1 protein-coding gene is annotated in these 2,511 nt (G+C 32.2%); it reads right to left on the bottom strand.

What is annotated here, in order from left to right; translation table 11 throughout:
• Positions 1-2,511, bottom strand: a 2,511-nt coding sequence (locus tag D6734_03730; protein RMF96408.1) for a hypothetical protein, incomplete at both ends; no start/stop codon positions are given.

The raw sequence follows: 2,511 nt of genomic DNA, 5'->3' as shown, positions 1-2,511 counted from the left end.
GCAAAATAGCTTCTGAATAATTTTTTTCTTTGAATTTTTGATGCAATGAATAAAATATATTATTTAATTCCAGCAATCTATCATGATCGTCCTTTTTATTTTGGGTTGATGTGAATATTATCAAAACAAATAAAATCAAATTTATGAAATATAGCAGAGATAATCCGCAAGAGAATAAAATATAAAGCAGTAAAAGTCCTGAAATAGACACTAATCCGAATAAATAATTTCTAAATTGATCATAATACTTCTTTTCAATGTTTGAATAATAAACAAGTCCGATTAATAATATTAACATTGCAAGGAGAACATAATTCAGCCAGAAAGGACATTTTTCTTTCACTTCAGGAATTATTAAACAATCAGCAGGACAATTTTGTTCATTTTCTCCTTCTCCACAGACACCATTGCCGCAGCTGCAACCAGTCGGGTCAAAAAGCATTTCTTTAGGTATCTCTTTACCTATAATCAAGATTTTATCTCCTGCAACACAATCGTCTAAATCAATTGTAGCATAGATTTGCTCCCCTAATTTAATGTCTTCTGAAGTAATCTCTTTTGCCACAATTTGTTCTATAATTTTTCTTGAAATAGGATTGTCTAAAAGTTCTGTATGCGTCTCAGGGATCTTCCAGAAATTTTTACACATATCATCTATTGGTTCCTGATTAATACCGCCTACATGCTGAACATTTTCAACCTCAACAATTCCGTCATTTTCTTTTGTGATTCCTAAGGAACGAGTGAATGGATATTCTTTTGTTCCTGCTATTGCATAATATTCAATGCCAGGGACTCTTTCAATTGGTTCAGGATGCAATAATTCTTTTAATGCTGTGCTGTCCAAATCAAATAATTTGTCTGTAAGTGGCTGGTTGACAAGGTAATCAAATAATGATTCAAAGATTTTTAAACCGGTTAAATTGATATTTGGAGTAGCGACAAGAATCACTTTTTTGACTTTTTTGACAAAATTATAATTATTGTCATAAGCATAACGCAATGCCATCTGTGTAATTTTTCCTCCCAGACTATGCGTTGCAAAGAATATTCTATCATAATTTGCAGAATTTTTTTCTAAATAATTTGCAAGGTCTAGTGCATTTTGTTTATTTTCTCTTGATGAGGGATATCCGAAAACCCAAACTTGGAAAGGTTGGTTGGTAAATCTGATATCGTTGATGATATCATTAAATCTGGCAGGAGTGTTAGCTAATCCGTGCACAAGAATTAATGCATCTCTTGCATTGCTTGGAGAATAAACTCTCTTAAAAGTAGTGCTATTGCAATTCTCGCAAAATGTGCCTATTAAACCTACTAATAATCTGCCATCAATAGTTAATGTTACACTGAAATATTTGTCTTCTTCTTTTGATTCAATTCTATACCATTTGTTTTTATAGACATATACTTCCAAAGATTTTGGGTCTATATTTGAGGGATAAATTTTTGGAATCTTTAACTCAACCTTACCCTTGCCTTCCAAAACAACAGGTGTGCCAACTAATTTTAATGTGGGGTTTAAAGGTTCTTTAACAGATTCATACGACATAGATAATTTCACATCTGAACTCTGTGAAAGAGATTTTAGAATGAAATTGGAACTGTTTTGCGTTTTTGTGGAGGAATTAATTTTGATTGTTTTAACTCTTACTGGAAACATTTCAGGAGTATAAAAATCATTAACTCTTAGCTTTTGTTGAAGGATGTTTCCGCATTCTGCTTTGGAATCTTTTTTTGGCTCTACTGCATAACATTTTCCATTTCTGCATCTTAAGGCTTTAAGATCTTTAAAGTTTTCAGGAACAGAAACAGTAAGTTCTACTTTTGGCTTTTTGCAAAATAGCTGGATCGGTTCCATTGCCAAAGAATAGCCTTTTGGAAGAGTTTCTGTTATTTGAACAGGAGCTATTTTAAATAAATCTTCAAATTCAGGTTTTTTTCCTCTGTAAACAATTGATTCTTTTAATTTTAAACAGCTAACTTTTTTGACCTTTGGAATGTAAGGCGGGTAAGTACTGTTGAAAGTGCCTAAGTTAAATTTATGAGGTTTTTCTACTCTGGCTGCTTTTTGTCCCGAAGGAGATGGTGATACTACTGTTGGCATTGCAGGAGGAGTGCTGGGATAAGTTCTTGAACTAGGGCCTCCGCCTGAAGGGGATGATGTTGGGGTGGATGAGGAGGAGGATCCACTAGCTGAATATGATGTGAAATGGGTTACATTAAAAATAAATATTCCATTAGAATCTTGGATAATTTGGCAAACACCATTTGAAGGGTCACTAGTAATTAAAGAACAATCTTGATATGTACCATCATCTTCAAAATCTACTATTGGTTTATTATTTATTGTTGTTAAACCATAAAAAGTTACATATGCGCTTTGATTAAATAATTTTAATAAAGAACTGTTCAAATAAACTTTTTTTTCTAGCAAGACTAAATTACTATAATTGACGGCTAGTGCATTAGTAAAAGTTATATTATGTAAAAATAAGAGATTTGTTTTTG

The organism is Candidatus Schekmanbacteria bacterium (assembly GCA_003695725.1).
Lineage (GTDB): Bacteria > Schekmanbacteria > GWA2-38-11 > GWA2-38-11 > J061 > J061.
The sequence above is the reverse complement of the archived record's forward strand: the minus strand, read 5'-3'. Positions and strand labels throughout refer to the sequence as shown.